We start from the raw sequence: 24,355 nt of genomic DNA, 5'->3' as shown, positions 1-24,355 counted from the left end.
GTTATGCCAAAACAAAAAACACACCGCGGATTAGCAAAGCGTGTAAAACGCACTGGTAATGGCGGATTAAAAAGATATCGTGCGTTTACAAGTCACCGATTCCACGGTAAAACTAAAAAACAACGCCGCCAATTGCGCAAACCGGCAATGGTTTCAGCTAGCGATATGAAACGTATTAACCAACAATTAACGAAAATGAAATAAGGTTTTGTGCAAGTGTTGCATAACCCATTCAAATGAAAGAACAATTAGGAGGAATCAAGCATGGCACGTGTTAAAGGTGGAACAGTAACTCGTAAACGTCGTAAAAGGACGCTTAAATTAGCAAAAGGTTATTATGGAGCTAAGCATACTTTATTTAAAACAGCAAAAGAACAAGTGATGAATTCATATAATTATGCATATCGTGATCGTCGTCAGAAAAAACGCGATTTTCGTAAATTATGGATTGCACGTATTAATGCAGCAGCTCGTATGAATAATATCAGCTATTCAAAATTAATGCATGGCTTGAAAGTAGCTGGTATCGATGTAAATCGTAAAATGTTAGCAGACATCGCGGTTAATGACGCAGATGGTTTTACTGCATTAACTGAACAAGCAAAATCTGCCTTAGAAAAATAAAACATAAAAGCTTACTAGATTGTGACACATTTTTTAGTAGTTAGTTTAGTTACTAACATTTAAAAATGTTCCAATAAAGTAAGCTTTTTTTGTATCAAATTTTACTAGGGAGTACCTCGGTAATTCCTTAGGTCTCCTGTGGGCCCCACCTTATTTATGTTCCTAATAGTGATAGCAAAACAATTCTTATGTTTTATTACCGCGGCTTGTCATAAAATTTAGGAAGTGAATTAGAAAAAAATCGAAAAACTTAAAAAGAATGTTGTTGTATTATAAATAAACCAAAAATCATAAATGATCTTTTTGTCTTGCTGAAGTTTAAGTAAAGAATAATCATTAAGTTTTATTAATCGGGTTCTTTATCAAAGTTTTCGTGTAAATCAAAAGATTTATTATAGAACTTGAGCCCAGTTGTAATTAACCAAGCAGAAAAAGCACCAAGTAATGAGCCTAATGCAATTCCAACGAAACGATATTGCAATAAAGTAGGTACATTCAACTCTTTGGTTAGACTAGATAATAATAAGGCCATAGGCGTGGTAAAAAAAGCAGATAAAGCGTAGTTACTGCGCATAGCAATTTGCGAGGTTGTAAAAAGGATGACGATTAGGAAAATTGTTTGCAGAGTCGTTAAAGATGTATTAAGTAATAAAGCGGCAATTCCGATACCAATAATTGTTCCGAAGATACGTTGGACATTACGCTGCATCACTGCTCGTAGATTGTCTCCTTGTAAAATAGCGGCACAAGAAACCACCATCCAATAAGGATTTTGCAATTGTAAACCATAGCTTAAATAGACAGCGAAAAATAAGGTTGTCCCATAAAAAATGCCATCGATAAAGACATTAGGATCTTCGTGAATACGTTGATATAACTTTCCTTCTTTTATCACCATAGGAGACTCTTTTTCTGTAAAGTGAATAATAATCGCCATAATAATAGCGACCATGGCTCCTAATAAATAGTAACTAGCCAGCATAGGTACTTGTTGGACAGACACATTTATATTGGTAGCCATTGAGGAGACCAAAACGCCGAAAAAGACACCGGGCTTTTTGATGTCATAAAGCCGAAAAAAGACACGACCGGAAAAAGCGACCAAGCCCACAGCAATTGGGGCAGTCCAACTAGCTAGTGAGGTCAAAGCTCCCATTAAAAAGCTAGTTAAAATAAAAAGTGTCACAAAAATAAAGCGAAGCAACAAATTTTTTAAGGGAATATTTTCATAATACATGAGAATAAATACCCCTAAAAAACCAAAACTTGCGATCGACATATTGTGTAAGAAATAGCCAACAAATAGGATCAGTGTCATACAAAAAATCGTTCCTAAAAGCTGGACAGTATTAAATGTCGGTTTATGTAAATGTAAGAGATCTTTAAAAAATTTTCTTTTCATTATAAAACCACCTACTATAAGAATAACATAATTTTTGCAATTTTATGATTATTATGAACAAAAATGATTATTATAAGAAAAAGACTTGAGTTTTTTCTATAAGAGAAAAGCTCAAGTCTTAGTAATTTCTTCTAATTTTTTTACGCGGCCACCAATTTTATTAGCAAAGTTTTCTGATTCTTCTTTGTTATAAAATACTAATAATTTGGTAGGTGTTTTGTCTCTTGTGCGACGACCATCCTTGGTGATATAACCATGAAAGACTTTTACAACGTACATAAAATTCCCTCCTCTATTTTAGCTTAATTTTGATTATACGAACGAGGAGAGAAAAAGCAATAAAAACGCTCACATTTTATAAAAATACTAACTTTTCGCCTGATAGAGCAATTTTTTTGAATTGATTTATTAAACGAAAAACTAAGGATTAGTGGAACTATGGTCCAGGTAATTGGCAAAAATTTGATGAAACTTAGGATAACTTTTTTTTAGCTGTATAAAATCATGGCTCTGTTGCTCCAAAAAACAGTGTTTACTAGTCCCAGTTGTTACCAATTGATCCTTTTCGTTGATGACTTTGTAAGAAAAATCTAAACGGCTGCCATTATATTTTGCGACGAAAGTATCGATTCGCACTATGTCGCCGTAGTAAACCATCCCTTTATATTGACAACTTACTTCCAAAACGGGAACGATAAGTCCTGCTTTTTCCATCTCTTGATAAGAGAGCTCTAAATAATCCAATAAGTCCACACGTGCTTCTTCGAACCAGCGGATATAATTTGAATGATGAACAATTCCCATCTGATCTGTTTCATAATAATGGGGTTTGCGGTAATAACCAGAATACATTTTCCCACCTCTTTCTTATTTTAGTTTAAAATTTTTCTTATCGTTTTACAAGAAAACAAAAGGGAAAGTTTTCAGTAATAAAATTGCTAAAAAGCTTGACTTTTCAAGGATTTTCTTGTAATTTAAAGCTAATACAATAAAGCCTGAGAAGGAACAGACATTTGGCAAAAACTTTTTAGAGAAAAACTATCCTGGCTGAAAATAGTTTAAGTAACTGCTGCATGTAAAGACATTCCAGAGGCGAGCGAGCCAAAAGCCGTTCCGCTTAAACGTGCGTTATTCGTTAAAGGAAAGCACAGCTTTCAAAATTAGGTGGTACCGCGATTGATTCGCCCTTGTAAAAACAAGGGTGTTTTTTTATTTGTTTTTTGAGATAAAGAGGAATTTTAGGAGGAAAAACCATGAGTTATCAACGCCCAAAGGGTACAAATGACATTTTGCCTGGCGAATCGGAGAAATGGCAATTTATTGAAGAAACAGCACGCACATTATTTAGTCGTTATCAATATCAAGAAATTCGTACTCCCTTGTTTGAACATTATGAAGTAATTTCAAGAAGTGTGGGGGATACCACAGATATTGTTTCTAAAGAAATGTATGATTTTTATGATAAAGGGAACCGTCATATCACACTACGTCCCGAAGGAACAGCACCTATTGTACGTTCATATGTTGAACATAAACTATTTGGACCAGAGCATACAAATCCTTATAAAGTGTTTTATATTGGCCCTATGTTTCGTTATGAGCGTCCACAAAAAGGGCGCTTACGTCAATTTCATCAAATCGGTGTAGAGGCCTTTGGTTCAAACAATCCGGCAACAGATGTTGAAACGATGATTATGGCTTTGGAGTTTTTTAAACAGTTAGGAATTAAGCAATTTCATTTAGTGATCAATACCTTAGGAGACCAGAAAACAAGAAAAAACTATCGGCAGGCGTTGGTTGATTATTTTTTTGCTTATGAGAGCCAATTAAGTGAAGATTCTAAAAGGCGTTTGCAAGAAAATCCATTGCGCATCTTAGACAGCAAAGATAAAGCGGATCAAAAATTGGTAGCTGATGCGCCTTCTATTCTAGATTATTTAAGCCCAGAAGCTTTCCAACATTTTACTCAAGTCACTACTATGCTAGATGCCCTAGAAATTTCTTATGAAATTGAACCAACGATGGTGCGTGGTTTAGATTATTATACACATACTATTTTTGAAATTATGAGCGATAACCCACAATTAGGCGCTCAGTCTACGCTTTGTGCAGGAGGACGCTACGATCAGTTAGTGGAAGAACTAGGAGGGCCAGACACTCCCGGCTTTGGTTTTGCTATGGGAATTGAACGTTTATTACTCGTTCTTGAAAATGAAGCGGTGGAATTACCTGACTTGCATTCATTGGATGCTTATGTTGTTAACATCGGCGCAAACACAAATGTCGAAGCCTTGAAAGTCACACAGGCTATTCGTGATGCTGGTTTTTCCGCAGATCGAGATGTTATGGGACGTAAGGCAAAAGCCCAATTCAAATCAGCTGATAAAAAAGGAGCGCGGCTTGTTTTTACTTTGGGCGAGGATGAATTAGAGGCAGGTATGATTAATGTCAAAGCAATGGCAAGCGGAAAAGAAAAGCGTGTTCCACTGGAAGCTATTTATAGCGATTTTGCACAAATTTTTGAGGAAATGAGTTAAAGGAGAAAAAATATGGGAAATAGAACAGTTTATTGCGGCTTAGTTGATAATAAAAATTTAGAACAAACAATTACTTTACAAGGCTGGGTACAAAAAAGAAGAGATTTAGGCGGCGTGATCTTTATTGACTTACGCGACCGAGAAGGAATTGTCCAAGTGGTTTTTAACCCGAAAAACTCCCAAGAAGCTTGGAAGATTGCCGATACTTGTCGCAGCGAGTATGTATTAGAAGTTACCGGCGTTGTAAAAAAAAGGGATACAGAAGCTATCAACCCTAATATGAAAACAGGGGAATATGAAGTAATGGCTAGTGATATTACGATTCTAAATACAGCTAAAACACCCCCATTTTCAATTGAAGAAGATACAAAAGCAGGCGATGAAATTCGTTTGAAGTACCGCTACTTAGATCTGCGACGCCCCAATATGACGAATAATTTAATTTTACGCTCCAAAGTGACACAAGCGATTCGCCATTTTTTAGATGAAAATAAGTTTTTAGATATTGAAACTCCTTTTTTAGGAAAATCAACACCAGAAGGAGCACGGGATTACCTTGTACCTTCACGAGTACATCCAGGTCATTTCTACGCCTTGCCGCAATCTCCGCAAATTTTCAAACAGTTACTGATGAATGCGGGCCTTGATCGGTATTATCAAATTGTTCGTTGCTTTAGAGATGAAGACTTGCGAGGAGATCGACAACCAGAGTTTACCCAAGTGGATATTGAAGCTTCGTTTTTAACGCCAGAAGACATTCAAACTTATACTGAGCAAATGTTAGCTTCTGTCATGAAAAAAACACGAGATATTGATATTTCGCTACCGTTTCCTAAAATGACATGGGATGAAGCAATGAATCGCTTTGGCAGCGACAAGCCAGATACGCGTTTTGCTATGGAATTAATTGATCTATCAGAAGTGGTAAAAGATGTTGACTTTAAAGTCTTTCAGATGGCTTTGCAAAGTGGCGGTGTGGTCAAAGCATTGAATGCTAAAGGAGCGGCTGATAAATATTCTCGTAAAGATATGGATCATCTCGGCCAATATGCGAGCCAATTTGGCGCTAAGGGCTTGGCTTGGTTAAAAGTTGAAGAAGATGGGCTTAAAGGACCTATTGCGAAGTTCTTAACCCCAGTAGAAGATGTGCTGATTGCCAAAACAGATGCAGAAGTTGGCGACCTTATTATGTTTGGCGCAGATTCTTTTGAAGTAGTTACTGCAACCTTGGGAGCTATTCGTACGCGTCTAGCGAAAGAATTGGATTTAATTGACCCAGAGAAATTTAATTTCTTGTGGGTAGTTGATTGGCCACAATTTGAATACGACCAAGAAGAAGGACGTTATGTTTCTGCTCACCATCCGTTTACTATGCCAAAAGAAACAGATATTGAGTATTTACAAACGGATCCGTCAAAGGTTTATGCTCAAGCCTATGATGTCGTGTTAAATGGTTATGAACTAGGAGGGGGATCGTTGCGGATTCATACAAGGAAATTGCAAGAACAAGTTTTCAAAACGCTTGGTTTTTCCCAAGAAAAGATGAACGAACAGTTCGATTTCTTATTAGAAGCTCTAGATTATGGCTTCCCTCCTCATGGTGGTATAGCTTTAGGATTAGATCGTTTAGTCATGCTGATCGCTGGGGAAGATAACATTCGGGAAGTGATGGCTTTTCCTAAAAATGGAAAAGCCATGGACCCTATGACAAAAGCTCCAAGTACCGTTTCTCCGCTTCAGCTATATGAATTAAATATCGATGTAACAGATACAGAAGAATAGTATTTCTCGAATAAGGAAAAAGCTGGTAATGCATTGCTTTAATCCTTATTCGAATTTTTTGTTATAATGGAACAAATAACGAAAAAGAGGACGAAAACGAATGTGGTATTCCTTAAAAAATTTTTTTAATGCTGATTATGTAAATAGATTTTCTTTTTCTATCGTTTATGCCTTACTGGCTTCTGTAGCCTTAAATTTTTTCTATGAACCAGGAAATATTTATGCTAGTGGCGCCACAGGTATAGCACAAATTATCTCTACCCTTTTTCAACAGTTTTTACAGATTGATTTTCCAATTGCTTGGGTATTATTATTGATTAATTTGCCCTTATTCATATTGGGATGGTTTAAGATTAGCCACCGTTTTACTATTTTTACTGGGATTACGGTCGTATTTACTTCCTTATTTATGGAATTAATCCCAACAGAAGTTTTAACTACTGATCCAATTATTTGTGCTATTTTTGGTGGAGTTTTGACTGGTGCAGGGATTGGCTATGCATTTAAAAATGGGTTATCTTCTGGTGGTTTAGACTTCATTACAATCTATATTCGTAAGAAAACAGGAAGAGACGTTGGCTCGCTTTCAATTATCTTTAATGGCATGATTATGTTTGCAGCAGGGGTACTATTTGGTTGGCAATATGCTTTATATAGTGCTTTGGCGATATTTGTCAGTGGAAAAGTAACCGATGTTGTTTATACTAAACAAAAGAAAATGCAAGTGATGATTATTACTAAGTATCCAGATACTGTTATGAAAGCCTTACAGGGGCATTTACGTCGCGGAATTACTATTATAAATGAGGCGCAAGGTGCTTATACCAAAGAAAAAGAAACAGTGTTATTTACAATTGTTACTCGTTATGAAATGCCGCTATTACGTCAAGCTATGCATGAATCAGATAATGAAGCATTTGTTAGTATCGCAGAAAATGTTCAAATTTTAGGGAACTTCTATGAAGAGGAATTATGACAATTTTTCTTTGTTTTTTTGCAGGGCAACAACACATTTAAATTTTTATAAGAATTAAATTACCGATTGCTTTTACATGCTTTTTTTGATTATATAAGACATGGTGCAATGGTAGACTGAGTATAAGAAGGTACAAAAAATATGGAGAAAAGAAGAATTAAAAATAGCCGTTATATCACAGGAATCGATGGTATTCGTACACTAGCTGTTATCGGAGTCATTTTTTATCATCTCATGCCAGCTAGTTTGCCTGGTGGTTATTTAGGAGTGCCAATCCTTTTTGTCATTTCTGGTTATTTAATTACTGATTTATTGCGTCAGGAATGGCAGCAAAATGAAAAAATTGGTGTTTTAAAATTTTACATCCGGCGGTTAAAGAGGCTGTATCCGTCTTTAGTCACAGTGTTAGTGATTTCAACTGCTTACATAACGTTGTTTCAACGAAATTTATTAAATAACTTACGCGGAGCTGTTATTAGTAGTCTTTTGTACGTGAATAACTGGTGGCAAATCGATCATGGACTTTCTTATTTTGATCGTTTTGGAAATGAGTCTCCTTTTACCCATTTATGGACAATGGCAGTAGAGGGGCAGAATTATTTGATTTGGCCACTTCTTTTTATTCTTTTGATGAAACTTGTTAAACGAAAAGACCGTATTTTTTATATAATAACTATCGCGACGCTTTTATCAGCGATTGGTATGGCAGTTGGTTTTACGCCAGGAGAAGATCCTACTAGGGTGTATTATGGTACAGATACACGTATTTTTTCGATACTTATCGGCAATGCGCTTGCATTTATTTGGCCTAGTACTCGTTTGAAAAAAGAAATTCCAGACAGTGCGAAAAAAATCTTAAATACTACAGGGCTTGTTTCATTATTCTTGCTAATTATTTCGTTTATCTTTATGGACGATCGCTTTAGTTTTCCCTACTACGGCGGGATTTATCTAGTCAGCCTTATCACAGCTGTTTTGGTTGCTGTTACAGCTCATCCTGGAGCAAGTATGAATCGTTGGTTGACCAATCCAGTCTTTACTTATTTAGGCAAACGAAGTTACGGTATTTATTTATACCAATTTCCTGTAATGATCCTTTATGAAGCTAGGGTAAACGTTGCGAACAATGTTTGGTTGCATGTATTTATTGAATTAGCATTGATTCTGATATGTAGCGAATTGTCTTATCGTTTTATAGAAGAACCGCTAAGAAAATTTGACTATAAAAAAACTTGGGAAAAAATGAAAGATTGGTTTTTTACCCCACTGCTTAGCAAACAAAAAGCCGTGGGAATGGCAGGCCTTATCGTAGTTCTAATTGCTTCAATTGGTGTTATCATCGCTCCTAGCAATAGCGTAAATGCAAACCAAGCAGAGTTTCAAGCAGAAATTCAAGAAAATAAACAAGCTGCACAAAAGACTAAAAAAGCCGATAAAAAAACGGAAGATACAGAAGAAACGCAAGATACCGCAACTGATGAGAATATTCTACAAACCTATAGTAATGATACAGATCACGTGATGGAAAAATATGATTTGACGGAAAACCAAGTAAAACGTGCACGAAATACAGAAGTGACAGCTTTTGGTGATTCTGTTCTATTAGGTTCAACTAAGAATATTCAAGAAATCTTCCCTGATGCGGTTATTGATGCAGACGTAGGACGACAATTGTATGAGAGTGTCGATCTTTTACAAAAGCTAAAAGATGAAGATAATCTGAAAGAAAATGTCGTGTTAGCCTTGGGTAGCAATGGGTATGCAGATGAAGCGCAATTTGATGATCTAATGAAGGTTATCGGTAAGCGTAAAGTTTACCTAGTTAATGTTCGAGTGCCAACGCAACGCTGGCAAAATGACAATAATGCTTTATTTAAAAAGATGGCTGATAAATATAAACGTGTTACTCTGATTGACTGGTATGATTTAAGTAACCAAAATAATAATTGGTTCCGTGAGGACCAAGTTCATCCTACTGACGTGGGAAGAGTAGAGTATACTTCATTATTAGCTAAAAAAATATTAGAATAAAATCTATTTGTTAAAACCCGCTGGATTTTTCAGCGGGTTTTTTGTGTTTTGGAAATAAAAAACGTTGCTGTTTGTTTCTTTGTACTATTTATCGTTGTACTAGTAAAAAAATAGTTTTTGTAAAAAAGAACTAGGTAAAAATTGCGTACTTTATAGTGAAAGGAGGAAAAAGATGTCGATTGAAGAATTATCGGATGAATTAATTGGCTATGGAAGTACACAAAAAATGCAGGATATGTATCTGTACTTATTAAACGAACGCGCTACTATTTATTTTCGGAAAAATTCTCAAGTACAGAAATATAAGGAGGTCACACATGAAGAAGCGCAGCAACTTATTTCGCGTTTTAAGTACCTAGGTAAAATGGATGTAGGCGAAAAACGCAAAGCCCAACTTGGTGCGATCAGTTATTTATTAAAAGGAAATATGCAAAGGTTACGCTTATCAACAGTCGGCGATTACCAAGGGAATGAGAGTTTAGTTACTCGTTTTTTATATAATTTGAATCAGGAAAAACCGGCGTATTTTTTTGATGCAGATGCAAAATTAATTCAACGAAAAATTCAGGAAGAAAGAGGTTTATACCTTTTTAGTGGTCCAACAGGTTCTGGGAAAACTACGCTGATGTATCATTTAGCTCAGTATGCCAAAGGGCAAGTTATCACTATTGAAGACCCGGTAGAAATTGAAGAACCAAACTTTTTACAATTGCAAACAAATGAAAAAATTCAACAAACATATGATCAGTTAATCAAGCTGTCCCTTCGTCATCGACCTGATTTATTAATCATCGGTGAAATTCGTGACCAATTAACTGCAAAAGCAGCTATACGAGCAGCACTCACAGGTCATACTGTGTTAGCAACAGTACATGCTAAAGGAGTAGCAGAGACAAAAAGTCGCTTATTGGATTTAGTAGGTAGCCAAACAGAGCTGGGTGGTTGTTTAAATGGAATCATTTACCAACAATTGTTTTTGGACAATCAACAAAAAAGCCGAGCATTACTTGCTTATGAGTTTTTCACCGGTGAATTAGAAACAAGACAATGGTCTGAAGGATATGTACAAATTCAAAAGGAGGGGCTATTACATGAGGATACATAAACGTAAAAAGACCCTCCTTATGCGTGAACAATTTTTGGAAATGTTAATTAGTTTGCTAGAAAATGGCTTTTCATTACAAGAAAGCTTAGCTGTTATGCAGCGGAATAGACAATTTTCAGCAGATATTTTGTATTGTTTTACTGATGGGCTGGCTAAAGGAAGTAGTTTCGCCGAATGTTTTTACCAAGCGGGTTTTAGCTTGCAGGAGATGACACAAGTGCAATTAGCAGACATTCATGGAAATGTGATTATTACATTAAAAAATATTTTGAATACCATGCAGATTTTAAGAAAGCAGAAAAAAGAGTTAAGTAAAGTTGCCACATACCCTATTTTATTGCTTGTATTTGTCATTGCTCTGTTATTTGCTATGCGCTTTTTTCTTCTACCTTCACTTTTACAATCAGGAATGATCAAGACAAGCCACTGGAGTATTGGGTTAATTGCTTATGGGCCGTTTATTATGGTTGGTCTAATACTAGCAATTAGTGGTTTTGTGGGTGGCTACTTTTGGTATGCCAAACAACAGACCGCACTTCAACGCAGCACGTTTATTGCCAGCTTACCTTTTATTGGTTTTTTATACAAAATGTATCAGACAAGCTATTTCGCTTTGGAATGGAGCAAAATGTTTAAACAAGGACTAGAAGCTAGGCAAATTTTAGCTTTTATGGAAACCGTCAATCCCCAATCACTAGTTGCTAGTTTAGCTAAAGAGCTAAACCGTTCGTTGTCTCAAGGAAAAACATTGGCGAAAGAATTAGAAGACTATTCATTTCTGTTGCCAGAATTTTCTCTGATTATTTTGCAAGGAGAGGTCAAAGGAAAACTTGGAGAAGAATTACTACTTTACAGTCAATTATTAACAAAACGGATTGTTGAAAAAGTAGAAGGTTGGATTCGCTGGGTACAGCCGCTTGTATTTTTGTTTGTCGCAGTACTAATTATGGCGATTTATATTGCGATGTTTTTACCTATGTATGAGAACATTGGAGGAATTATGGAATGACAAAAGAATATCAGCAAAAGTTAAACATTATTGAAAAGATAAAAAAACAGTTGGTAATTTTTAAACATAAGACAAAACAGGGATTTACATTAATCGAAATGATGATCGTTTTGCTTATCATTAGTATTTTAGTTTTACTATTTATTCCTAATTTATCAAAACAAAAAGATACAGTTTCTAAACAAGGGGATGAAGCGATTGTTAAAACGGTGGAAACTCAAATTGAAATTTATGAAATCAACAATAATAAAAAGATTACCGACAGCCAGTTAAAAGACTTAGTGACTCCAGAGCAGTATAAGGTGTACAAAAAGTATAAAAATTAGAGGCGAACAGCGATGAAACTTTACCAGGGTTTTACCTTGATCGAATCACTATTAGTCTTGTTTGTTATTACATTGTTTGTTAGTTTGCCGTTTGTTATGGTTCAAGGTGCTAAAGAAAACTTAGAAGTGGTCCACTTTTTGGATCACTTTGAAAAAAATATTCTACTCACACAACAAGCTGCTATTACATCGAATAAAAGGACAAAAATGATTCAAAGAGATACAACAAGAGAATACTATTTTTATACTGATACGATTGAAAAACTTGATATGCCAGAAGATTTAAGAGCAAGCAGAATCAAAACGCTTTATTTTAATTCAGGAACCGGCAATAATAGCAGTTTACAAGAACTTCATTTTTATTGGGATAAAAATAAGCAGAAAATTACGTATCGATTTTTGTTTGCAAGGGGGCATTATGAAAAAAAGATTACAACCATCCGCTAAAGGGTTTATTTTGGTGGAATGTATGGTTGCTTTAGCTATCTTGACAACAACTGTTTTTCTTTTTCAAATAAGTCAGGTACAAATTTTAAAGGAAACCAAAAAAAGCCAAGAAGAACTACAGATGTTGCGTGTATTATACGAAGAAACAAAGCAACGCAGGCACTACCAAATGAAATCGGCAGATTATCAGATAATAAGAGATGGCACTTTCACGATTTCTTATCAAACAGCTCCTAAGGCACAAGCAAAAATTTCTGCAGGGCAACAGGAATGGGCGATTATACGTGAAAAATAAAGGATTTACGTTGATAGAGTGCGCGGTTGCGCTGATGGTATTAAATTTGTTTTTATTAGGTATATTAGGTGTTTTTCAGCAGAGTAAACAAGTACAGCAGGCTGTCTATGGTAGAAATGTGCAAGAATGGCATATATTTTTAATCCAATTTGAAAATAAGTTAGCGGAAGGAACTTTTTCGCGCGTAAGCAGTAATAAAATTTATTACAACAAAATAAATCCTACAACTAATAGAAAGTATGAGTGTCGTATTGAGCTGAATATGAACCGGAATGAGATAGCTATACGGGAAAAAAATGGTTATGAACCTCTTTTAACGGAAGTAAAAAACATTCACTTTCGCAAAAATAGTCAGTATATTTTGTTTACAGTCACTTTTTTGAACGGAGAACAGAGAAATGGAAAATGGACGATCGAAAAAACATGAGGGTGGTGTGTTACTGACAGCGGTTTTTACAGTGGTGATTTTGAGCGTTCTGTTATTGTTTTTGTCAGAAAACTATCGTATCCAAGCACAATTCACACGACGTACACGTGAATATTACGAAATCCAGATTATTAAAGAGTTGTTTTTGACAGATTACGAAGCGCTAGCAGAACATGAACGTTCTAAAAAAGGAGAAGTGATTTACAATCAAGGAACATTAAGCTATGAACAAAAGAATGATCAATTAGTATTCACTATTAACGTGGGCGAGCAAAAAAGAAGCTTCAAAGAAAAAATAGAAAAAGAGGCTGAAAAAAGTACAGAAAAAAGACAATAATAATACACAACAGAGCAGATTATCCTCTATAATAAAGAGGGCTGTTCTGTTTTTACTTTAATATAAGGAAAATAAAGCGCTATGGATAGAGTTGGTTGATTATTTATGATAAATCAGATAAAATTAAACAGGTAAATTTATTGTTATAGTCAAACAAAGAAAGCGAGGGAAATCATGTCTGCAGAAAATGTTGAAGAAAGTTTTCATTTGCAGCTTGAAGCCATCCAATTATTACAAAAGGACTTGGAGACCTCTTTTTTAGATGCTTACATAGAAAATATAGAAAATATCAATGACCATTATCAAGTTCGCATCATTAACGATGTTCCTAAGCAAGATACTGTCGATGAGCTCAAACGTATTTATCAAAAGTTGCAGGAGATTTCTTTAGAAAAAGAAGAACGCCGTAAACTTTCTCAGTTATTACTTTTAAAAGGGATGCAGACAGAACCACTGCAGCCAAATCATCAATTAACGCCTGATAGTATTGGTTTTTTGCTGGTCTTTTTGTTAGAACAACTATATCCTAATAAGGATACCTTGAAAACTATTGCTGATTTAGCTTGTGGGATGGGAAATCTTCTTTCTACTGTAATAACCAACCTTGAAGAAACAGGTTATGATTTGCATGGATTTGGTGTAGATAATGATGAGACCATGCTGGCAGTGGCGGCTAGTAATAGTCAGTGGATTCCAACAGACATTACTTTAATCCATCAAGACGCAGCGACTGATTTATTGATGGACCCAACTGATGCGGTTTTAAGTGATTTGCCCGTTGGATATTATCCGGTAGACGAAAATGCACAAAATTTTGTTACAGCCGCAGAAAATGAGCACAGTTTTGCTCATCATTTGCTGATTGAACAAAGTATGAAATATGTAAAAGAAAACGGCTTTGGTCTATTTTTAGTCCCTACAAACTTTTTACAAACCGATCAAAGCAAATATTTAAAGAAGTGGCTGGTGGACAAAGTCTACCTACAAGGGATTATTCAATTGCCAGAAGAACTATTTAAAAATAAGGCGGCTAGTAAAAGTATCTTAATTCTCCAACAAAAAGGGGAAAAAGCCAAGCAAGTGCCTGAAGTTTTATTAGCAAAAGTGGCCTCCTTAAAGGAACCTAAACAAGTGACGGCTTTCTTTGAAGAATTTAAAGAATGGCAATCTGCGAACTTAGCAGATTAGTGTTAAAGTGATGATAAATAATAAAATTTTAAAATAAAGGAAATGGGGATAAAAAAATGCCAAAGACAATCGCAATTAATGCAGGGAGTTCAAGTTTAAAATGGCAATTATATGAGATGCCAGCAGAAAAAGTAATTGCTAAAGGAATTGTTGAACGAATCGGCTTGAAAGATTCAATTTTTACAATTAAATATGGAGAAGATCAAAAATACGAAGAAACGATGGATATTAATGATCATGAAGTTGCGGTAAAAATGTTGCTGGATAAGCTGATTGAATTGGGAATTTTAGCGTCTTATGATGAAATCACCGGCGTTGGGCACCGTATAGTGCAAGGAGGAAAGTATTACGATCAATCAGTTATTATTGATGACGATGTCTTGCATAAGATTGAAGAATTAGCTGATTTTGCTCCATTGCACAACCCAGCTAACTTAATGGGGATTCGTGCCTTTAAAGAATTGTTGCCAGATGTAACCAATGTAGCTGTTTTTGATACAGCTTTTCATGCAAATATGCCAGAATCGAATGCTCGTTATAGTATTCCAAAAGAGTATCGTGAAAAATATGATCTTCGTAAATATGGCGCGCATGGAACAAGCCATCGCTATGTAGCTGAACGTGCAGCTGAAGTGCTAGGACGTCCAATTGAAGAATTAAAAATTATTACTTGTCATTTAGGGAATGGTGCTTCAATTACGGCAGTTGAAAATGGCCAATCAGTCGATACTTCAATGGGCTTTACCCCATTAGCAGGTGTTACGATGGGAACTCGTTCTGGTGACGTGGATCCAGCTATCTTGCAATATTTGATGCATAAATTAAATATTGATATCGATGAAATGCTGAATATTTTAAATAAAAAATCTGGTTTGCTTGGTTTAACAGGTATTTCAAGTGATATGCGAGATTTAGAAGATAAGTTGGACAATGAAGATGTTAAAATTGCTTTGGATATTTTCACTGATCGCATTCGTAAATACATCGGTAGTTATGTAACAACGATGAACGGTGTGGATGCAATTGTGTTTACTGCTGGTATCGGAGAAAATGACGCCAACGTACGTGCCGATGTTATTAATGGAATGTCTTGGTTTGGTTGTGAAATCGATCCAGATAAAAATAATGTACGCGGAGAAGAAAAAGTCATCTCAACGGATGATTCAAAGGTTAAAGTACTTTTAGTTCCGACAGATGAAGAATTAGTTATTGCACGTGATGTTGAATCATTACGCAAAAATAGTTAATTCAGTAAAAATGAAAAAGAGGTCCTAAGTTTTTCAGCTTAGGGCCTTTTTTTGCCTACCAACACTAGAAATTATAGAGCCAAAAGAATATAAGGCGACTCATATGTGTGTTTAATTTCAATACAATGAATTTTTTATTTTACTCTTGCAGTAGTTAAAAATAATTTATATTTCAAACTTCTTCATCCAATAGGGTAATGCTTGGCTGATTTTAGTAGGTAATACAACATAATTATCATGCGCTATTTGGTCTGCAATATAACTATGCAGGTAAACAGCTGCATTGATAGTATCAACTGAATGAGGGAACTGTGCTAAAAATCCTGCTATTATCCCCGCTAAAGTGTCTCCAGTACCACCGGTTGCCATACCAGGGTTACCTAGCGGATTATAAAAGCACCCTGTATTGCTGTAGATTTCTGTTCGATGACTTTTTAAAACAATTGTTGCTTCCAGCTTTTGCTGTATTGCTTGATTCATTTCTTCCGTTTGATCAGCGATTTTTATGCCGCTCAAACGTTGCCATTCCATTTGATGTGGAGTAAATATGGTCTGTTTTGGATAAGGAAGTTGTTCATTATTTTGAGCAACTAATGTAATTGCAGAACCATCAATAACTAATAGTTGGTCTTCAGTTTGTTCTTGTAAGACATAAGTTAATAATTCACGGCTTTTTTCATCTTCCCCTAATCCAGGACCCATCAATATAACATCAGCAGAAGCAAGTACTGCATCGCATACTTCTTTATCCTGCCAGTCCACAGTCATAGCTTCTGGCATTCGTGCGTGCAGAGCTTGGTGGTTTTTAGAGTCGGTCACAACCGTTGTTAAACCACTACCAGCATTTACACAAGCTTCAGTACTCATCATAATTGCGCCGCCAAATTGAGCGTTTCCCCCAACCAAAACAGTCCGACCAAACGTTCCTTTATGTGATTCTTGTGGGCGTGTTTTAATAATAGATAAGCATTGTTTGGTTAAACTTTGCATAAGAACAGCTCCTTAAAATTTATTCGTCTTATTTTTATTATAACGCAATTCATTTAGCGAAGAAAACGGATGGTTATTGGAACGGGCAATTCTATAAAGCTTTTTTATCAAGTAAATAAGTGGTATCATAAAGGAGAATCAAATTTCGAGGGGGAATTATTTATGGCAATTGATTGGCAAAAAGAAGTCGATGCAAGAAAAGACGATCTTTTAGTTGATTTGAAAGAACTATTAAAAGTAAAAAGTGAGCGGGAAGATGATAAAGCAACAGCACAAGCACCTTTTGGACCTGGCCCGCGTGATGCATTAAAACATATGCTTTCTTACGGTGAACGTGACGGTTTTACTGTCAAAAATGTAGATAATTATGCGGGACATATTGAATTTGGCGAAGGTGAAGAAACTCTGGGGATTTTCGGTCATATGGATGTCGTTCCTGCAGGGGATGACTGGCAGACAGATCCATACGATCCAGTAGTTAAAGATGGCAAATTATTTGCTCGCGGCTCTTCAGATGATAAGGGGCCAAGTATGGCAGCTTATTATGCCATGAAAATCATTAAAGAATTAGATCTACCATTATCTAAAAAGGTTCGCTTTGTGGTCGGTTCAGACGAAGAAAGTGGCTGGGGTGATATGGACCACTACTTTGAAAAAGAGGAAACGCCTGATTTTGGTTTTTCACCCGATGCAGAATTTCCCATTATTAATGGAGAAAAAGGAAATGTTTCTATCCAAGTTCACATTGGTGTAGGGAATGAAGGGAATTATACTTTGGAAAGTTTCCAAGGCGGATTGCGTGATAATATGGTTCCTACCAGTGCTTCTGCAAAAGTAAAAACGACAACTGCTGAACAAGCAGATGCAATGACAATTGCTTTTAATGAATATCTTGGTATAAACCCGATCTCGGGAACAAGTATTATGGAAGATGACACAACGATTATTTTCCAAGTCGCTGGGAAAGGCTCTCACGGAGCGAGTCCCCAATTTGGTCATAATGCGGCAACTTGGTTAGCAGCCTTTTTAGATAAATATGACTTTGCCGGCGGAGCAAAGAACTTTTTACACGTAGCGGCAGCTTATGTGCATGAAGATTTCTATGGCGAAAAATTGGATGTAGCCTTTGAAGACCCTAAGATGGGCAAACTAACGATGAACGCTGGAATTTTTGACTTTGATACTGAAAAAGAGGATGCGCTTATTAATCTAAATTTCCGCTATCCACAAGGAACAACAGTAGAAGCTTTACAAGCAGGTATCAAAGAAACTATTGGGGAATATGATGTGACGTTAACAGTAGGGGGCCATCACATGGTACCTCATTATGTGCCACAAGAAGATCCACTTGTTACAACGCTATTAGATGTATATGAAGAACACACTGGTGAAAAAGGTGAAGAACAAATTATCGGTGGCGGTACGTACGGACGTTTATTAAAACGTGGCGTTGCCTTTGGTGCGATGTTCCCAGATTCTGTGGATACGATGCACCAAGCTGACGAGTTTATGGCTTTAGATGATTTGTATAAAGCTACAGCAATTTATGCAGATGCGATTTATCGATTGGCAAAATAAAAGAGTAAATGGCTATATAATGAAAAGATTCCGAAATAGGTTGTATATTCTACCTATTTCGGAATCTTTTTTAAAAGCCGTCATCAATCATAAGAAGTAAAAATATCTGGAATATAATTGGGCTGTTACCATGAAATTGTGAGAAGCCATGTTTATTCTTTTTACTCCGTATGGACGTTTTTTATTAGCAAAAGGACTTATATTTCCTTCTCTTATTTTAATTGCTAATTCGCTGAATATCCAGTACACTACCTGTTTTAGCGTCAGCTAAAAATTCATATGTTACTAGATGGTCATCTTCTAAACGGGTAATTCCCCCGTTATAACCCTCTGTGTGAACAGCAAATTTTCGTACAGGCTGTCTTTCAAAATTAATCCAAGAACCTTCAATGGGTCCTTCTTTTAAAAAGGCTTTTTTGATATGTTGTAAAATGTCATCAGCGGATAATCGTTGTTTATTTTTGATGAATAACACAGAAGCGATACCGCTTAAAAGACCAATACCTACGCCAATTGCTATCCCGCCCTTGAAATCATTTACTTGATCTTCTTCATACATCGCTATACTCCTTTCTTTTTGCTAAATAATCTTGCCTATATTTTAACATAGAACCTGGATTGTCGTTTGTTAAAAGTTTTTAACTGAGAGCTGATTTAGTTGTTCGTGATATTAGACTCAATCTTGGCTATCTACTAACTCATAATGTCGCTGGGTGTACTTTATGACCCTTTCAGCTGTTGTTTTCGTATAGGAAAACCCAGTTGACTGAGCAAAACCTTTTGCTTCTTCATGGAAGAAAGCTTGGGTTGTCAACAACGATTGCCAACAAGCATCAATACTAGAAAAATCTAGCAAGTTTTCAAATGTCTGTTGTTTTTCAGGGAGAAAGCTGAATAAATATTTATAATTCTTACCAATATTGATTTTTCCTTTCTGTAGGACAACTTTCCAACTTAACAATCGCAATAATTCTTTCTGACAAATGGTATATAGATGGTCGCTAGCATACAGTAATTCATCGCGTGCCAGTCCTTTTACAACATAAGTGCTGACCCACCAAAACTCGTTGCAGCATTCATTAAAAGTACGCTGAGTCGCAGCAGGAAATTGGTAAGCGTTATCGGAAGATTCAGGTAGATCAGCTAATAAATGATGCGGATCAGAGAGTATTTTTACCATAGGTTCACTTGCCAGCCATTGTTGGATATAAGAGAGAGGACAAAGTGTCAGGTCGATACGATTATCATCTTCAAACAACATTAAAAAAGTAAAACACTCGCCTAATTCATTGGGCCAAAGTACCATTTCTTCGGGCGTTTGCATGATTAACCGTGGACCGAAGCTATCTAACCATTGGCGGTTTTCCAAGAGAGTTTTTTTGTCATCTACGATATAGACGATATCATAATCTTGGAACTTGTCTTTTGGAATATGTTTGTTTACCCGTGAGCCGCTCATGGCGACGGCTTTTACCTGCGGTAACCTTTGTGCTGTTGCTAAAATTAGCTGCATCATTTTCGTTTCACTACGCAAGGCCAGCACCTCCTTTTTTACTTATAGTATAACAAAATTTGTTCGTTTTTATGAGGTGGCTTTCTTATCATTGAATTTACGTTATAATTAAAAGTATAAGTAATAAATAAAGGGGGTAGGTTTTGGCTTTTGCCAAACAAACAATATGGAAGATCAAACATTTCAACGAATTAAAGAACTAACAGAGCTACAAGGAACGAGTGGTTTCGAAGAAGATATACGGGCTTATATGAAAAAAGCGATGACACCCTTAGTCGACGATATCGAACAAGATGGTCTAGGAGGAATTTTTGGTATTCGGCAGCATGAAGATACGACTGCACCACGTGTCATGGTTGCTGCACACATGGATGAAGTGGGCTTTATGGTAACGCAAATTACAGATCGCGGATTATTTGAAGTAACGCCTTTAGGTGGGTGGAACCCTTATGTGGTTTCAGCCCAACGTTTTACTTTAAAAACAGCCAAGGGAGATTATCCTTGTATTTCTTCATCGGTCCCACCCCACCTTTTACGCGGAACTGCAGGACAAAAATCTGTACAGCTTACGGATATTTTATTTGATGCCGGATTTGAATCCAAAGAAGAAGCAGAAGAATACGGCGTACGTCCTGGTGATACGCTCGTTCCAAAAGTTGAAACGACGAAAACAGCGAATGGGAAAAATATTATCGCAAAGTCTTGGGACAATCGCTACGGCTGCACAGTCGTGTTAGAGGCTTTGGAAGCATTGCAAGATGAAAAATTAAACCATACATTAATTGCTGGCGCTGATGTACAAGAAGAAGTAGGATTACGCGGAGTAAAACCGGCAGTGACTAAATTTAATCCGGATTTGTTTTTTGCGGTCGATTGTTCTGCAGCTGATGACACGAAAACGAAAAAAGGGACATTTGGCCATTTAGGGGAAGGCACGCTATTACGTATCTATGATCCAGGTTTGATTATGTTACCACGCTTAAAAGAATACTTATTAGATACAGCAGAAACCCATAATATTCCTTACCAATATTTTGTTTCAAAAGGTGGTACCGATGCCGGTAACGCCCATACTGCGAATCAAGGAATCCCAAGTTCAGTGATTGGGGTATGCGGACGTTATATCCATACGCATCAAACAATGTTTAATATCGCTGACTTTGAAGCTGCACGCCAAATGCTGATTCAAGTGTTGAAAGGTTTAGATAAAAGTACGATTGAGACGATTGTTCATGGAAAGTAAAGGTCAAAAGCTAGAAAAACATATTTCCTCTAAATAACAAATATAACGGCTTTAGTTAAAAAGTGTTATAATAGAGCTAGTATAAAAAGAAAGTTGGCGGCTTATGATTATTCCCAAAAATGTTGAAGAATTAGCTAGTTATGCAGAAAATGGGACGTATGTTTTTTGTTTTATGGCAGATTGGTGCGGTGATTGCCGTTTTATTAAGCCATACTTACCAGAAATTGAAGCGGATTTTCCTCACTTACCATTTGTCGAAGTTGACCGCGATAAGTATATAGATATTGCTAAAATGTGGGATGTTTATGGTATACCGAGTTTTGTTGTCATAAAAAATGGGGAGATAAGTGCTCGACTCGTCAATAAAAATCGGAAAACCAAAGAAGAAGTTGAAAATTTTTTAAGTAGTATAGATTAAAAATAAAAAAGGGTGAGAATAATGGATCAAACATATCAAACAATTTTAGTTGGCGTGGATGGTTCTTCCCAGGCAAATGAAGCGTTTGAAAAAGCTATAGCAGTGGCTAAAAGAAATAACGGTAGTGTGCTTGTTGCTAAAGTTATCGAACAACAAGTGCCTTCAACGATGGGATTTGCTCCTTTAGGCGAGTCGGTGCTAGCACAAGAAGAAAAAGATGCCAATGAACTTATTCAAAAATGTAAAGATTATGCTGCGTCTGTTTCTTTTGAAAATATTGAAGGCGTGGTTGTCTATGGTTCGACAAAAAAAGCTTTAACTGTTGATCTTCCTGAAAAATATGGGGTCGATTTAATTATGGTGGGGCAATCAGGTTTAAACGCCGTAGAACGTTTTATCACAGGCAGCGTAGCAAGCTATGTTATACGTCAGGCGCCATGTGATGTATTGATTATTACACCAAGTGAAGAAGAATAAAATGGTTTTTGTCTCGGTGGATAAATTCCGCGTTGAAATGAATTTTTAGGAGGAACAATTTTGATTTTTGCTTACAATCCAGCTTACGTTGGCGACACGTTGCTTATTATTACGGATGACGATAAGGGATTGCCACAAGAAGTGACACGTAAAGGAAGAGTTGCCCGTATCCAAACAGAGGATGGAAATACAGTGGGGTGGAATATTTTCGGAATTTCACAACTAACGGCACTCCATGGTACAGGGCAGGTAGAACTTTCAGATCGGCAAATTGAAATATTAAATCATGCTTTACAAGAAGCAGGTTTTACTGAAACATTATCTCAAGATCACTCACCAAAGTTTGTTGTAGGATATGTAAAAACTTGCAAAGCGCATAAAGATAGCGATCATTTGTCCATTACTGAAGTCGAAGTCGATCAGAAAGAAACTTTACAAATTGTATGTGGTGCTCCTAATATACGTGAAGGATTAAAAGTTGTGGTCGCAAAACCAGGAGCAATGATGCCAGATGGTACAATGATTTGGCCAGGAACACTACGAGGAGTTGAAAGTTTTGGTATGATTTGTTCGGCAAAAGAATTACATTTACCAAATGCTCCGCAAAAACGGGGGATTTTAGAATTACCGCAAGATACAGTTGTAGGAGACGCATTTGTTATTGAATAAAACAACAGGAAGAGGCTAAAATGGCTTCTTCCTGTTGTTTTATTTCTATCGATTACTGATTTCCATTATTTTGTTCAATAATGGATTGATCTTCTGTGAGTTTGACATTAGCAGTTTCTTTACTGTCTTGTCGATAAAAAGTAACTTTCAAATTATCGCCTACAGATTTTTTGTATAAAGCAGCTCGAAGTTCGGTAGAATCTTTTATTTTTTTACCATCAACTTCTGTGATAACGTCATATTGCTTTAATCCTGCTTTACCTGCGGGTGTACTTTTTCCTGCATTTTGGACAACTACACCATTTTCTATAGAATCTGGAATCTTCAAGATTTGTTCTCTTTGTTCAGTTGAAATGGTATTTAAATCAAGCATGGAGATACCAAGAGCTGGACGGGTAATTTTACCATTTTGTTCCAATTCGTTAATAATGTCCGTCACATCATTACTTGGAATCGCAAATCCCATTCCTTCTACGCTTACACCGGCTTCCCCAGAGCTAGCGATTTTACTGGAATTTATACCGATGACTTGACCGCCGGCGTTGATTAAAGGTCCACCAGAGTTTCCTGGATTAATGGCAGCATCTGTTTGAATTGCATTGGTGCTAACGTCATCGCCAGACTCACTTTGACTTGATACCAGCCTGTTGAGCGAAGAAATAATTCCTTGTGTCACTGAATTTGCGTAATCAGAACCTAGAGGAGAGCCGATTGCAATCGCTGGTTCGCCCACCTTCAGCTCATCCGAATCACCAAAGGTTGCAACTGTGTCAACATTATTAGCAGAAATTTTTAGCACGGCCAGGTCGGTATAAGCATCTGTACCTACTAATTCTGCTGTTTCTCTGCTTCCATCAGCCATAACCACTTCTAAGCCACTTTGTCCTGCGACCACATGATTATTTGTTACAATATAGGCATCGTTGCCATCCTTTTTATAGATGACGCCACTACCTTCGCCGGCTGCCTCTTCATCGGAATCATCGTTTTCTTGTTGCTCAGTACCAAAAATCCCACCGTTTTCTTGGGTTGAAGTACTTTGCAGATTAATAACCGAGACAACAGCATTTTGAACTTTTTCTACTGCATCACTAGTATCACTATCTGCATCCACTTTTACGTTACTTACTTTTACGTTTTGGTTGTCATCTTTTACTCCGGATGAAGATGTGGTTTCATTTGCTTGAAATGGATTGATTGAACCATTGGCGAAGTAATAAAAGCCACCAATCACAAGAAGCCCGCCAATAATCCCGCCTAAAAGACCAATTCCAAATTTTTTAATCCACCCATTTTTTTTAGAGCGGGGGGTTACATCTTTTTTTGCCATGGTCATTTACCTCCTTGGTAATTTCTATATCTCTAGTATAATATTATTTGGTAAGTCTAGTCTACTGCCAGACTTTGAAAGAATTATGAAAAACTTGGGATAAAAATTTTTCAAAAAATTGAAGAAGTAACTTCCACAGGATTTGTGTAAAATATTGAGGAAAAGTTGTGTATAATTGGCTTTTACTTTTATCCACAAGATGTGGATAAAGTGGATATTTTTGTTCAAAACATACGTTCTTATAAAAAACATTGCTATAAAAGGAATGTTTTCCACAAAAAACTGGGGATAACTCTGTGCAAACTGTGCATAACTTTGTTGAAAATAAAAAAGGGGAGTCTTTATGAACATAAAAATTATTTGCGTAGGAAAACTAAAAGAAAAATATTTAATCCTAAATAATT

Annotated in this window: 27 protein-coding genes; 20 read left to right on the top strand and 7 right to left on the bottom strand. The window is 36.4% G+C overall.

Going from position 1 to position 24,355, the window contains the following annotated elements; genetic code table 11:
• Positions 1 to 3 precede the first annotated feature (3 nt).
• Both rpmI and rplT read left to right on the top strand, forming a co-directional pair.
• Positions 4 to 204, top strand: a complete 201-nt coding sequence (gene rpmI, locus TS1_RS02245; RefSeq protein ID WP_068707394.1) for a 50S ribosomal protein L35 — start codon at positions 4 to 6, stop codon at positions 202 to 204.
• 60 nt (positions 205 to 264) lie between these two features.
• A complete protein-coding gene (gene rplT, locus TS1_RS02240; protein ID WP_068707392.1) occupies positions 265 to 624 on the top strand; it encodes a 50S ribosomal protein L20 in 360 nt (119 codons plus the stop codon).
• Positions 625 to 970: 346 nt separating this feature from the next.
• On the opposite strand, the gene TS1_RS02235 is transcribed toward rplT, so the two are convergent.
• From TS1_RS02235 to TS1_RS02230, 3 genes are all read right to left on the bottom strand, one after another.
• On the bottom strand, positions 971 to 2,026 hold the full coding sequence (locus tag TS1_RS02235; RefSeq protein WP_068707390.1) for an FUSC family protein: 1,056 nt from the start codon (positions 2,024 to 2,026) through the stop codon (positions 971 to 973).
• 111 nt (positions 2,027 to 2,137) lie between these two features.
• Complete coding sequence (locus tag TS1_RS12575) at positions 2,138 to 2,305, bottom strand: hypothetical protein (protein WP_169792354.1); 168 nt, start codon at positions 2,303 to 2,305, stop codon at positions 2,138 to 2,140.
• 141 nt (positions 2,306 to 2,446) lie between these two features.
• Positions 2,447 to 2,878: an acyl-CoA thioesterase gene (locus TS1_RS02230; protein WP_068707388.1), complete on the bottom strand. Its 432-nt coding sequence runs from the start codon at positions 2,876 to 2,878 to the stop codon at positions 2,447 to 2,449.
• 401 nt (positions 2,879 to 3,279) lie between these two features.
• Here TS1_RS02230 and hisS point away from each other — a divergent pair, with 401 nt between their 5' ends.
• The 13 genes from hisS (at position 3,280) to TS1_RS02165 (ending at position 15,733) form a co-directional block, all read left to right on the top strand.
• The gene (gene hisS, locus TS1_RS02225; RefSeq protein WP_068707386.1) at positions 3,280 to 4,563 is read left to right on the top strand and encodes a histidine--tRNA ligase; all 1,284 of its coding nucleotides are present in this window, start codon (positions 3,280 to 3,282) and stop codon (positions 4,561 to 4,563) included.
• A gap of 12 nt (positions 4,564 to 4,575) precedes the next feature.
• Complete coding sequence (gene aspS / locus TS1_RS02220) at positions 4,576 to 6,345, top strand: aspartate--tRNA ligase (RefSeq protein WP_068707384.1); 1,770 nt, start codon at positions 4,576 to 4,578, stop codon at positions 6,343 to 6,345.
• Positions 6,346 to 6,445: 100 nt separating this feature from the next.
• Positions 6,446 to 7,321, top strand: a complete 876-nt coding sequence (locus TS1_RS02215; RefSeq protein WP_068707382.1) for a YitT family protein — start codon at positions 6,446 to 6,448, stop codon at positions 7,319 to 7,321.
• Positions 7,322 to 7,462: 141 nt separating this feature from the next.
• Positions 7,463 to 9,352 carry an acyltransferase family protein gene (locus tag TS1_RS02210; protein WP_068707380.1) on the top strand — a complete coding sequence of 630 codons (1,890 nt, stop codon included), beginning with the start codon at positions 7,463 to 7,465 and terminating at the stop codon, positions 9,350 to 9,352.
• 172 nt (positions 9,353 to 9,524) lie between these two features.
• Positions 9,525 to 10,457 (top strand): competence type IV pilus ATPase ComGA, encoded by a 933-nt coding sequence (gene comGA / locus TS1_RS02205; protein ID WP_068707378.1) that lies wholly within the window; start codon positions 9,525 to 9,527, stop codon positions 10,455 to 10,457.
• Positions 10,444 to 11,466: a competence type IV pilus assembly protein ComGB gene (comGB, locus tag TS1_RS02200; protein WP_068707376.1), complete on the top strand. Its 1,023-nt coding sequence runs from the start codon at positions 10,444 to 10,446 to the stop codon at positions 11,464 to 11,466. The genes comGA and comGB overlap by 14 nt, the downstream gene beginning before the upstream one ends.
• Complete coding sequence (comGC, locus tag TS1_RS02195; protein ID WP_068707374.1) at positions 11,463 to 11,792, top strand: competence type IV pilus major pilin ComGC; 330 nt, start codon at positions 11,463 to 11,465, stop codon at positions 11,790 to 11,792. Before comGB ends, comGC begins: the two co-directional genes overlap by 4 nt.
• 12 nt (positions 11,793 to 11,804) lie before the next feature.
• Positions 11,805 to 12,239, top strand: a complete 435-nt coding sequence (gene comGD / locus TS1_RS02190; protein WP_068707372.1) for a competence type IV pilus minor pilin ComGD — start codon at positions 11,805 to 11,807, stop codon at positions 12,237 to 12,239.
• Positions 12,211 to 12,534, top strand: coding sequence for a hypothetical protein (locus tag TS1_RS12500; RefSeq protein ID WP_068707370.1), 324 nt, complete (start codon positions 12,211 to 12,213; stop codon positions 12,532 to 12,534). Before comGD ends, TS1_RS12500 begins: the two co-directional genes overlap by 29 nt.
• Positions 12,524 to 12,961 carry a competence type IV pilus minor pilin ComGF gene (comGF, locus tag TS1_RS02180; protein ID WP_157061628.1) on the top strand — a complete coding sequence of 146 codons (438 nt, stop codon included), beginning with the start codon at positions 12,524 to 12,526 and terminating at the stop codon, positions 12,959 to 12,961. The genes TS1_RS12500 and comGF overlap by 11 nt, the downstream gene beginning before the upstream one ends.
• Complete coding sequence (gene comGG, locus TS1_RS02175; RefSeq protein ID WP_068707368.1) at positions 12,933 to 13,298, top strand: competence type IV pilus minor pilin ComGG; 366 nt, start codon at positions 12,933 to 12,935, stop codon at positions 13,296 to 13,298. The genes comGF and comGG overlap by 29 nt, the downstream gene beginning before the upstream one ends.
• Before the next feature lie 174 nt (positions 13,299 to 13,472).
• Positions 13,473 to 14,486 (top strand): class I SAM-dependent methyltransferase, encoded by a 1,014-nt coding sequence (locus TS1_RS02170; RefSeq protein WP_068707366.1) that lies wholly within the window; start codon positions 13,473 to 13,475, stop codon positions 14,484 to 14,486.
• 56 nt (positions 14,487 to 14,542) lie between these two features.
• A complete protein-coding gene (locus TS1_RS02165) occupies positions 14,543 to 15,733 on the top strand; it encodes an acetate/propionate family kinase (protein WP_068707364.1) in 1,191 nt (396 codons plus the stop codon).
• 165 nt (positions 15,734 to 15,898) lie between these two features.
• Here the strand turns inward: TS1_RS02165 and TS1_RS02160 are convergent, their stop codons facing one another.
• The gene (locus tag TS1_RS02160; RefSeq protein ID WP_068707362.1) at positions 15,899 to 16,723 is read right to left on the bottom strand and encodes an NAD(P)H-hydrate dehydratase; all 825 of its coding nucleotides are present in this window, start codon (positions 16,721 to 16,723) and stop codon (positions 15,899 to 15,901) included.
• Between the two features lie 162 nt (positions 16,724 to 16,885).
• On the opposite strand from TS1_RS02160, the gene pepV reads away from it, so the two are divergent.
• Complete coding sequence (pepV, locus tag TS1_RS02155) at positions 16,886 to 18,301, top strand: dipeptidase PepV (RefSeq protein ID WP_068707360.1); 1,416 nt, start codon at positions 16,886 to 16,888, stop codon at positions 18,299 to 18,301.
• Between the two features lie 217 nt (positions 18,302 to 18,518).
• Here pepV and TS1_RS02150 read toward each other — a convergent pair whose 3' ends face one another.
• The gene (locus TS1_RS02150; protein WP_068707358.1) at positions 18,519 to 18,860 is read right to left on the bottom strand and encodes a PepSY domain-containing protein; all 342 of its coding nucleotides are present in this window, start codon (positions 18,858 to 18,860) and stop codon (positions 18,519 to 18,521) included.
• 117 nt (positions 18,861 to 18,977) lie between these two features.
• Positions 18,978 to 19,835: an aminoglycoside 6-adenylyltransferase gene (locus TS1_RS02145; protein WP_068707356.1), complete on the bottom strand. Its 858-nt coding sequence runs from the start codon at positions 19,833 to 19,835 to the stop codon at positions 18,978 to 18,980.
• A 145-nt stretch (positions 19,836 to 19,980) separates the two neighbouring features.
• Here TS1_RS02145 and pepA point away from each other — a divergent pair, with 145 nt between their 5' ends.
• From pepA to ytpR, 4 genes are all read left to right on the top strand, one after another.
• Positions 19,981 to 21,057 (top strand): glutamyl aminopeptidase, encoded by a 1,077-nt coding sequence (pepA, locus tag TS1_RS02140; RefSeq protein ID WP_068707354.1) that lies wholly within the window; start codon positions 19,981 to 19,983, stop codon positions 21,055 to 21,057.
• Between the two features lie 103 nt (positions 21,058 to 21,160).
• Positions 21,161 to 21,475: a thioredoxin family protein gene (locus TS1_RS02135; protein ID WP_068707352.1), complete on the top strand. Its 315-nt coding sequence runs from the start codon at positions 21,161 to 21,163 to the stop codon at positions 21,473 to 21,475.
• Positions 21,476 to 21,496: 21 nt separating this feature from the next.
• Entirely contained in the window at positions 21,497 to 21,952 is a 456-nt protein-coding gene (locus TS1_RS02130; protein WP_068707350.1) for a universal stress protein, read from the top strand.
• Between the two features lie 60 nt (positions 21,953 to 22,012).
• Entirely contained in the window at positions 22,013 to 22,621 is a 609-nt protein-coding gene (gene ytpR, locus TS1_RS02125; protein ID WP_068707348.1) for a YtpR family tRNA-binding protein, read from the top strand.
• A 52-nt stretch (positions 22,622 to 22,673) separates the two neighbouring features.
• Here ytpR and TS1_RS02120 read toward each other — a convergent pair whose 3' ends face one another.
• Positions 22,674 to 23,951, bottom strand: coding sequence for a S1C family serine protease (locus TS1_RS02120; protein ID WP_068707347.1), 1,278 nt, complete (start codon positions 23,949 to 23,951; stop codon positions 22,674 to 22,676).
• Positions 23,952 to 24,355 lie beyond the last annotated feature (404 nt).

Source organism: Tetragenococcus solitarius NBRC 100494, from assembly GCF_001544195.1.
Lineage (GTDB): Bacteria > Bacillota > Bacilli > Lactobacillales > Enterococcaceae > Tetragenococcus > Tetragenococcus solitarius.
The sequence above is the reverse complement of the archived record's forward strand: the minus strand, read 5'-3'. Positions and strand labels throughout refer to the sequence as shown.

Coding starts and splice junctions, on each gene's coding strand:
- rpmI (WP_068707394.1), top strand. CDS start 4: ATGCCAAAACAAAAAACACACCGCGGATTAGCAAAGCGTGTAAAACGC.
- rplT (WP_068707392.1), top strand. CDS start 265: ATGGCACGTGTTAAAGGTGGAACAGTAACTCGTAAACGTCGTAAAAGG.
- TS1_RS02235 (WP_068707390.1), bottom strand. CDS start 2,026: ATGAAAAGAAAATTTTTTAAAGATCTCTTACATTTACATAAACCGACA.
- TS1_RS12575 (WP_169792354.1), bottom strand. CDS start 2,305: ATGTACGTTGTAAAAGTCTTTCATGGTTATATCACCAAGGATGGTCGT.
- TS1_RS02230 (WP_068707388.1), bottom strand. CDS start 2,878: ATGTATTCTGGTTATTACCGCAAACCCCATTATTATGAAACAGATCAG.
- hisS (WP_068707386.1), top strand. CDS start 3,280: ATGAGTTATCAACGCCCAAAGGGTACAAATGACATTTTGCCTGGCGAA.
- aspS (WP_068707384.1), top strand. CDS start 4,576: ATGGGAAATAGAACAGTTTATTGCGGCTTAGTTGATAATAAAAATTTA.
- TS1_RS02215 (WP_068707382.1), top strand. CDS start 6,446: ATGTGGTATTCCTTAAAAAATTTTTTTAATGCTGATTATGTAAATAGA.
- TS1_RS02210 (WP_068707380.1), top strand. CDS start 7,463: ATGGAGAAAAGAAGAATTAAAAATAGCCGTTATATCACAGGAATCGAT.
- comGA (WP_068707378.1), top strand. CDS start 9,525: ATGTCGATTGAAGAATTATCGGATGAATTAATTGGCTATGGAAGTACA.
- comGB (WP_068707376.1), top strand. CDS start 10,444: ATGAGGATACATAAACGTAAAAAGACCCTCCTTATGCGTGAACAATTT.
- comGC (WP_068707374.1), top strand. CDS start 11,463: ATGACAAAAGAATATCAGCAAAAGTTAAACATTATTGAAAAGATAAAA.
- comGD (WP_068707372.1), top strand. CDS start 11,805: ATGAAACTTTACCAGGGTTTTACCTTGATCGAATCACTATTAGTCTTG.
- TS1_RS12500 (WP_068707370.1), top strand. CDS start 12,211: ATGAAAAAAAGATTACAACCATCCGCTAAAGGGTTTATTTTGGTGGAA.
- comGG (WP_068707368.1), top strand. CDS start 12,933: ATGGAAAATGGACGATCGAAAAAACATGAGGGTGGTGTGTTACTGACA.
- TS1_RS02170 (WP_068707366.1), top strand. CDS start 13,473: ATGTCTGCAGAAAATGTTGAAGAAAGTTTTCATTTGCAGCTTGAAGCC.
- TS1_RS02165 (WP_068707364.1), top strand. CDS start 14,543: ATGCCAAAGACAATCGCAATTAATGCAGGGAGTTCAAGTTTAAAATGG.
- TS1_RS02160 (WP_068707362.1), bottom strand. CDS start 16,723: ATGCAAAGTTTAACCAAACAATGCTTATCTATTATTAAAACACGCCCA.
- pepV (WP_068707360.1), top strand. CDS start 16,886: ATGGCAATTGATTGGCAAAAAGAAGTCGATGCAAGAAAAGACGATCTT.
- TS1_RS02150 (WP_068707358.1), bottom strand. CDS start 18,860: ATGTATGAAGAAGATCAAGTAAATGATTTCAAGGGCGGGATAGCAATT.
- pepA (WP_068707354.1), top strand. CDS start 19,981: ATGGAAGATCAAACATTTCAACGAATTAAAGAACTAACAGAGCTACAA.
- TS1_RS02135 (WP_068707352.1), top strand. CDS start 21,161: ATGATTATTCCCAAAAATGTTGAAGAATTAGCTAGTTATGCAGAAAAT.
- TS1_RS02130 (WP_068707350.1), top strand. CDS start 21,497: ATGGATCAAACATATCAAACAATTTTAGTTGGCGTGGATGGTTCTTCC.
- TS1_RS02120 (WP_068707347.1), bottom strand. CDS start 23,951: ATGGCAAAAAAAGATGTAACCCCCCGCTCTAAAAAAAATGGGTGGATT.